This is a genomic window from Nocardioides sp. CPCC 206348 (genome assembly GCF_048654705.1).
In the GTDB taxonomy this organism is placed as follows: Bacteria; Actinomycetota; Actinomycetes; order Propionibacteriales; family Nocardioidaceae; genus Nocardioides.
This window is the reverse complement of the sequence record NZ_JBMCZA010000198.1, coordinates 115,355-122,590: the sequence shown is the minus strand read 5'-3', so window position 1 is coordinate 122,590 and position 7,236 is coordinate 115,355. Positions and strand designations below refer to the sequence as shown.

Annotated in this window: 6 protein-coding genes; 4 read left to right on the top strand and 2 right to left on the bottom strand. The window is 69.9% G+C overall.

Annotation, left to right across the window (positions count from 1 at the left end; genetic code table 11):
• The 4 genes from ACOADB_RS19015 to ACOADB_RS19000 form a co-directional block, all read left to right on the top strand.
• On the top strand, positions 1 to 372 hold a 372-nt coding region (locus ACOADB_RS19015), incomplete at its 5' end, for a sensor histidine kinase (RefSeq protein ID WP_378601978.1).
• Positions 369 to 1,013 carry a response regulator gene (locus ACOADB_RS19010; RefSeq protein WP_378601975.1) on the top strand — a complete coding sequence of 215 codons (645 nt, stop codon included), beginning with the start codon at positions 369 to 371 and terminating at the stop codon, positions 1,011 to 1,013. The genes ACOADB_RS19015 and ACOADB_RS19010, both read left to right, overlap by 4 nt.
• An 82-nt stretch (positions 1,014 to 1,095) precedes the next feature.
• Positions 1,096 to 2,541 carry a nucleoside hydrolase gene (locus tag ACOADB_RS19005; RefSeq protein WP_378601972.1) on the top strand — a complete coding sequence of 482 codons (1,446 nt, stop codon included), beginning with the start codon at positions 1,096 to 1,098 and terminating at the stop codon, positions 2,539 to 2,541.
• Entirely contained in the window at positions 2,538 to 2,729 is a 192-nt protein-coding gene (locus ACOADB_RS19000) for a hypothetical protein (RefSeq protein ID WP_378601969.1), read from the top strand. Before ACOADB_RS19005 ends, ACOADB_RS19000 begins: the two co-directional genes overlap by 4 nt.
• 269 nt (positions 2,730 to 2,998) lie before the next feature.
• Here the strand turns inward: ACOADB_RS19000 and ACOADB_RS18995 are convergent, their stop codons facing one another.
• A complete protein-coding gene (locus ACOADB_RS18995; protein ID WP_378601966.1) occupies positions 2,999 to 5,464 on the bottom strand; it encodes a M14 family metallopeptidase in 2,466 nt (821 codons plus the stop codon).
• A 519-nt stretch (positions 5,465 to 5,983) separates the two neighbouring features.
• On the bottom strand, positions 5,984 to 7,162 hold the full coding sequence (locus ACOADB_RS18990) for a hypothetical protein (RefSeq protein WP_378601963.1): 1,179 nt from the start codon (positions 7,160 to 7,162) through the stop codon (positions 5,984 to 5,986).
• Between the last annotated feature and the right edge of the window lie 74 nt (positions 7,163 to 7,236).

Below are 7,236 nucleotides of genomic sequence, written 5' to 3'. Positions count from 1 at the left end.
GCCGCGCTCCGGCGCCGCGCGGAGCAGCTCCGGGCAAGTGGGCTCGTGGTCGACGTCGACATCCCGCCAGAGCTCCCGGTCCTGCCCGCCGCCGTCGCAGTCGCCGTGTTCCGCATTGCCGAGGAGGCGATGACCAACGTCGTCCGGCACTCCGGTGCGGGTCGGGCCCGGCTCGCGGTGTCCTGCGAGGGCAACCAGATCGTGCTCGAGGTCGAGGACGACGGCGTGGGTCCGGGCGCCGGCCGCGCTGGTGGCGTCGGTGTCGTCTCGATGCGGGACCGGGCCGAGCGACTGGGCGGTCGGTTCGAGATCGTGGCGACGGATCCCGGTACCCGGGTCCGGGTCCACCTGCCGTGGGAGGTGGCGCCATGATCCGGGTCGTGGTGGCCGACGACCACCCAATGGTGCGCTACGGGATCACCGCGGTCCTCGCGGATGTCGCCGGGATCGAGGTGGTGGGTGAGGCCGCGGACGGCCAGGAGCTCCAGGCCCTGGTCGCGACGGCCGGCCCCGACGTCGTACTCACCGACCTGGCCATGCCCGTCATGGACGGCATCACCGCGATCGGGCGGCTCCGGGTCAGCCATCCGGGTGTCGCCGTGCTCGTGCTGACCATGCACGAGGACGACGACTCCGTGCTCGCCGCACTGCGGGCTGGTGCCCGCGGCTACCTGCTCAAGGGAGCGGAACGGGCCGAGCTGGTCCGGGCGATCGAGTCCGTTGCCGCCGGCGATGCGGTCTACGGACAGTCGGTGGCGAACCGGATCATCGCCCTGCTCTCCGGGGCGGCGGCCACCCACGCGCCAGCCTTCCCGGAGCTGACCCCGCGCGAGCGCGAGGTGCTGGACCTGATCGCCGCCGGTCTGCGCAACCGGGCCATCGCAGAGCGTCTCGGGATCTCCGAGAAGACGGTCCGCAACAACGTCTCCTCGGTGCTGGTGAAGCTGCAGGTCGAGGACCGGACCAGTGCGGCGATCAAGGCCCGCGAGGCAGGCCTCGGTCGCGACGACTGACCTGACAGTGTCCGAGCCCGGGGCAGGCAGGCCGTTCAAAACCTCAACCACCGCGGCCGCCGTGGGCGTGGGATGCTGGCACATGCGATGGGTGCTGGTCGCGTGGTCGGTCGTGCTGCTGCTGGTGGCGTGTGCGCCCGACGCACCGACCGCGCAGCGGCCTGCTGCCGATGGCTCGTCGACCTCCAGGGATCCGCTGCCGGTGGTGGTCGACACCGACCTCGGCGCCGACGACCTGCTGGCCCTGCTCGTGCTGCTTCGCGACCCGGCCGTCGACGTCCGTGGCATCGCGATCAGCGGCACGGGCCTGGTGCAGTGCGAGCAGGGCGAGCAGAACCTGGCGCGCCTGCTCGCCGTACTCGACCGGACCGACGTGCCGTTCGGGTGTGGCCGTGAGAAGCCCGGGCCTCACGGCCGGTCGTTCCCCGTGGAGTGGCGCAGGGCCAGCGACGCGATGAACGGCGTGGACCTGCCTGAGGTCGAGGATCCGGTCGAGGACCTGGTCGCTCGGCCGGACGCTGTCGCCGTTCTCGCCCAGGCGGTCTCCGCGGGACCGGCCACGGTCCTGGCGCTGGGCCCGTGGACCAACCTCGCCGACCTCCTGGCCGCGGACCCGGCGGCCCTCGAGCAGGTGACGGGCATCCTCTCCATGGCGGGCACGATCGAGGCGCCCGGCAACCTCGAGGTCGCGCCGACGACGTCGAGCGACCACGTCGAGTGGAATGCCGGGGCCGACTCCGACGCGTTCGCCGCGGTGCTCGGGTCCGGCGTGCCGGTGACGCTCGTACCGCTCGATGCGACCCGCCACGTCCCGGTTCCCGAGGACGTCCTCGCGCTCCTCGGTGCCGACCACGAGGCCGCGGGTGCTGACATCGCCTACGAGATGTACCTCCGAGCGCCAGCGCTCGCAGGGCCCGGCAACTACTGGTTCGACCCGGTGGCGGCGGTGGCGCTCACCGACCCGGACCTGCTGACCTGGGAGCAGTTCACGGTCTCGGTGACCCTGGACGGCCCCGCGGCGGGTCGGATCTCGCGTGACCCGTCGGGTCGGCCGGTGAGGGTGGCGACCCGGGCGGACGGTGACGGCGTGGTCGAGGCGACCCTCGCAGGGCTGCGCCGGGGTGCGCCACGGCCGGGAGGTGTGGTCGCGAACGGGTCCCTGGAAGTCTCGTTCGACGGCACGACCTGCTCGCTCGGCACGCCGCTGCCGACGACCGCCGGCATCGTCAGTCTCACCCTGCGCAACAGCTGGGAGGGACCGACCGGACTCTTCGTCGTGGGCGTGGGCGACGGCCACACCTGGGACGACGTAGTGGCCCACGTGCAGTCTGCGGACTTCACCGACCCGGGCAACGTGCCCCCTGCCTGGATCCGGCAGCCGGGCGGCGAGGCCCCCTTCGCCGACGGGCGCGGTGATGCGACCTCCCTGGCTGTGCTCCCGTCGGGGACGGTCGGCGTACTGTGCGCCGCGGGGGAGTTCCCGCAGTTGAGGTTCGTCGACGGTGGCACGTTCGTGCTCGGCGGATGAGTTCGCTCAGGTCCTGCTTCGGTGAGTTCGTTCGCGAAATGTCGATGGCCCCGGGGGAGACCCGGGGCCATCGCAGTCACGACGCCGGCGAGTGGGACATCACCCCGAAGCAACTGTCGGTGCCCATCTACGTGATCGAGGTGGAGACGGAGCCGATCGCTCCCGAGCGCATCGCGGCACTCGGCTGAACCAGTGGCATGGGCCTCGTGACCCAGCACGCGATCATGGAGAACTACCGCCTCACCCCGCGCAACACCATCGTCTTCGGTGTACGACGACTGGAGCGCGGCACCACCTACCCGCTCCCGGAGAAGACGCCCGATCCCGGCCTCGTCGAGGAGCTGTCAGGTGCCTTTGCGCGGCGGTTCCCGTCGCTCGCCGACGTCGCGGTCGAGCGCGCGTGGGGCGGGTGGATCGCGATCACCTCGCCGCCCCGGCCGGTAGCCGTCCCTCCCAGTCACGCGCAAGCGTCGCCGATGTCGGCTCGTCCTCCGCGATCGACGATGACCTCGATCGGGGACGCCAGCGTGCCGTTCGGCCGCTTGCAGGTGAGTGTCCACGCCTCCTTCAGGGGGTTCTCGACGCGTGGCCTCGGGCTCTGGAACGTCACGCCGCCGTTGCCCCAGTCGTCGAACGCCTGGCCGTCGACCTGGTCGAAGTTCACGATCACGGCCGTGTACGTGCCGGGCGGAGGGTCGAACAGGACGGCGTCCTCGGTCGTGTCGCCGAACGCCGCGGACTGCGCCACGAGGTTGCCGGCCGCGTCGTAGACGTAGAGGTCCCAGTCGGTGTTCGCGTCGGCCCAGTCGATGTGCACCGCCATGCGGCCGTTGTCGTACGTCGGCAGGCCCTCGACCTCGAACTCGATCTCCTCGTGCGCTCCCGCGAGCGGGTCGCCCGTGTTCTCTCCCGGCTGGCCGTCAGGGTTGGCCAGCGCGATCGGCCCCTGCGGCGGTCCCAGCGCGTCGCGCCCGTCGCGTCCGGCGACGACCGGCCGCGTCGACGGGTTGACGTTCCACTCGAACGTCGTGCCGTCGGTGACCATGGAGTACTCGAGCGTGTCCTGGAACGTCTGGACGGCGCCGATGTCCGTCCCGAAGTCGTTGTTCCAGATGGGCGAGGTCTCGGTGAGGAACGTCTTGCTGATCGTCAGCGTCGAGCCGGCCGGTGCCGAACCCTCGATGACCGAGTGCAGGGTCTCCTCCTTCGTCGACGTGAGCATCTCGTAGTAGGCCTCGCGGTTGCCGCCCCTGCCGGCTCCCGCGGCCTGGCCGCGGCCGAGGTACTCGTCGACGACGCCGTTGTTGTACGGCGGGTGGAACTCGTCGGGTCCGATCTCGTAGGTGAATCCGAGCGAGCCAGCGGTCCAGAACGTCCAGTCCTCGGTGCTGCCCGTGGTGTCGTAGAGCCCGTAGCCCGGGATGTTGGCGTAGCCGTTGTGGCTGGTCATCCGCGCCCCGAGCGCCTTCACGAGCGATTCCTCGAGCGGGGCACCCATGTCGGCAACACCCGGCGGGCGCAGCACGAGGTTCGAGAACGTGTGGTTCGTGATCAGGTTCGTGATCGACCGGGTGCTCTGCAGTTCGCGGATGTTCTGGATCTCCGGCTCGGAGAACGGCGCATCGCCGCGGAACGTGTCGTTGGACCAGGACACGCTCGCGCCGCTGCCGCCCCACAGGCCGCCGTAGTTGCGGTTGGGGTCGGTGCCACGCAGGCGCCCGGCGGCGTTGTCCCCGCAGGTGCCGCTCGCGTACTGCGCCGGCGTCGAGGACGAGATCCGGCAGTTCTTGCGCTTCATCTCGTAGTCGAACAGGCCGAAGGAGGCGCTGAAGCCGGCGTGCCGAGCCTCCCGCGAAAGGTTGAAGCCGTCCACGTTGACGATCGGTACGACGATCGTGCGCGTCGTGTTGACCAGGTCCGTGGTCCGGCTGCTCGTGCCGTAGTTCGTCAGGAGGTCGTACGCGAACTCGATCACGTGCTCGGACGACGGCCACTCACGCGCGTGGTGGACGCCCAACTGCAGGAAGATCGGCTTGCCGTCCTGCGCGTTGGGGTTCTGCGTGATCTCGATGCCGTGGATGTCGCGGCCCTCGACCGACTGGTGGTTGAGTGTCAGCTCCTTGACGAGCCCCGGGTAGCGGATGGCCAGCTGCTTGAGCTCGAGGTTGTAGTCCGCGAGGTGGCGGTAGGCGTTGCTACCGCTGGGCAGCTGAGTCTTGGGGTTCGCGGCCGCGAACTTCGAGTCGGCCGTCGCGTTGGACTTCGAGCGCGCCTCGAGATCCGCGATCCGGACGCTGAAGGTGAAGCCGGCCTCGCGCAGCTTGCGCTCGTCGGCGGAGCCATGCAGGACGACCTCGACGGAGTTCGAGTCGCCGTGCTCGGTGAGATCGAGGTCGAGGCCCTGCAGCCGCTGCTTGAGCTTGCGGGTGGGGGTGTTGACATCAACGATCTTCACCTTGCCGATGGAGTGCTCTGCGATCGCGACGAAGTCGATCGACAGGTCGGCGCTCGACGCGCTGCCTCGGAAGCGGCACGCCTGGACGCGCAACTTCTGGCCCTTCTTGACGAAGCCCTCCGCCAGCTCGTTGGACGTGAAGCCGGCCGAGCCGGCGACCGTGCGGCCGGAGCTGAAGTCGAAGACGCCGAGGTCCCAGTCGCCGCCGCCCGACAGGCGCGCGCGGACGAGGCCCGTGACGGGCGCGGTCGCCGTGACCGTCTGCGTGCCGGCGGCCCCGTCGACGTACTTGGCGTGGCACGAGCGCGCGACGGCCGTCGCGGCCGTGACCTTCTGGCCGGCTGCCGCTTGAGCAGGTACCTGGGCAGGTACGGCGGCTATGGCGGCGCCGACCAAGGCGAGCGCGAACGCCGCCTTGCCCCACGCCGAGTGTCGTCGCAAGCGATGGGTGAGGCTGCCTCGTGTCATCGGGATCTCCGATCCGGCGCCGCCGCTGCAGCACCTGGGTGCTAGACATCCCAGACTAGATCGAGCCATCACCCTTGCCTAGATGTCTACGCACGCATTGCGGTGACCCCGGGAAGGCGCGATCGGAGTCCGTATCAGAAATGACGGTGGCCCCAGGAACTCCTGGGGCCACCGTTGCAAACTTTGTGCGGCTTCGAGACGGTCGCCGCGCGACCCTCCTCAACCTCCGATCGATCAGATGTCGTAATACTGACTGACTGACCCATGCTGACCTGCGCAAACGTCGAAATCGTGTGGCCATTTGTACCAGCCTTGTAACTCTCGGCCGCGCGGGTTCCGCGTGAGCGCCTCGATGGGCTGGTTTGTCCGACCACGGTACCCCGGGTCGTAGTACGCCCGGAGTCGCGACGGGGATGGAGTTCGCCGTCGCTGGCGATGGGCGGTTGGGTTCCCACTACGCGGGCGTCGCGCCGTCGCGTGTGGTGGCGTGTCGACGCGATCCGAACCGGCGCGGGCGCGTCAGCGTGACCTGCTAGCGCGCAGGTGGATGGTCCCTACGTTTGGGTCGCCAACCGGGGCGCCCCTCATGGACTCTTCTCGGGAGTACTTGCGAGGGGCATCGTTCCGGGAGGCCAACTCTCGGGCGCCAACGCAAGCGAGGGACACAGTGCTCGCGCGGTTGCAGGACTCGACCGTTGCACGGCTGGCGATGTGCAGGCCTTCTACGACGGGACGAGGAACAGGCACGATCTTGCGTGCGAGAATTTCTTCCGGGGAGACCCAGACGACGTCGCCTTCAGAGCGCGAGGCGGCCAGGCCTGCTTCGATGTCGTTGTGGGCTCGGATAGAGAGCGCTCGGGCTGGTCCGGTGAGGCCCGGGACGTTGGCCTTCTCGGAGACGACGTAGGCGAGCTCCGAACTGGACCCGAGGGCATGGAGGGTCGCGCGAGTGCTGCGATCGAGGCCGCGCCTGGTGGCGATGACGTCGAGGCTGTCCATCGTGGTGGAGCCGTGGGTCAGCTCACGGCAGGCAGCGCGGACCTCGGCGGCCGCACGCGTGAGGTCTGGGTCCAGACGAGCATCTGGGGCGGTGAGGTCATCCCAGCGGCTGGCGAGGTTGCTCCAGGCGCGGCCAGACTCGGCGATCGCCGGAGAGAGCCGGTCGTTGGGTTCGACGCGGCCGCCGATTTGTGCGGCGTCGACGAGCACCATGGCGGCACCGGCGAAGAGTCCCTGGGTGCGGGTGATGAGGACCATGTTCGTTGGCCAGGCGTCGGAGGCGAGGGTGCGGTGGGCCTGGATGTCCCACCCGGCGAGAGCGCGGGAGATCCGGGTGTCGTCCTCGACCGGTCGGCTGGCTTCGCCCCGGAGCGCCTGGGTGAACCGTCCGTCGATGTATCTGCCCGCGGCCGCCTCGGAGACGGTCATGCGGCGGATCCACTCGGTGGTCGGCGGTACTGCGTAGGGGGAGTGACGAAGGTTGAGCTCGATGGGGCGGTTGGTACCGAGCGCGGCCTGGTACCGGCTGCGGCCGTGCTGGTGCAGCGAGACACCGACGGCGTGGGCGCTGACGTACAGGGCGTGCATGATCCGGGCGCGAGCGGCCTCGAGGTCGCGGAAGCTCTCGGTGCGCTGGACCGGGATGTCGGCGCCGTAGCGGTGCACCAGGTCGCCGGCGTGACCGAGGGTCCTGGTCATCTGTGTCAGGCGCCGATCGGGCCGGCTCGCCGGCGGCCAGCTACTGCTGCGCAAACTCCTGCCGATCGCGTCCC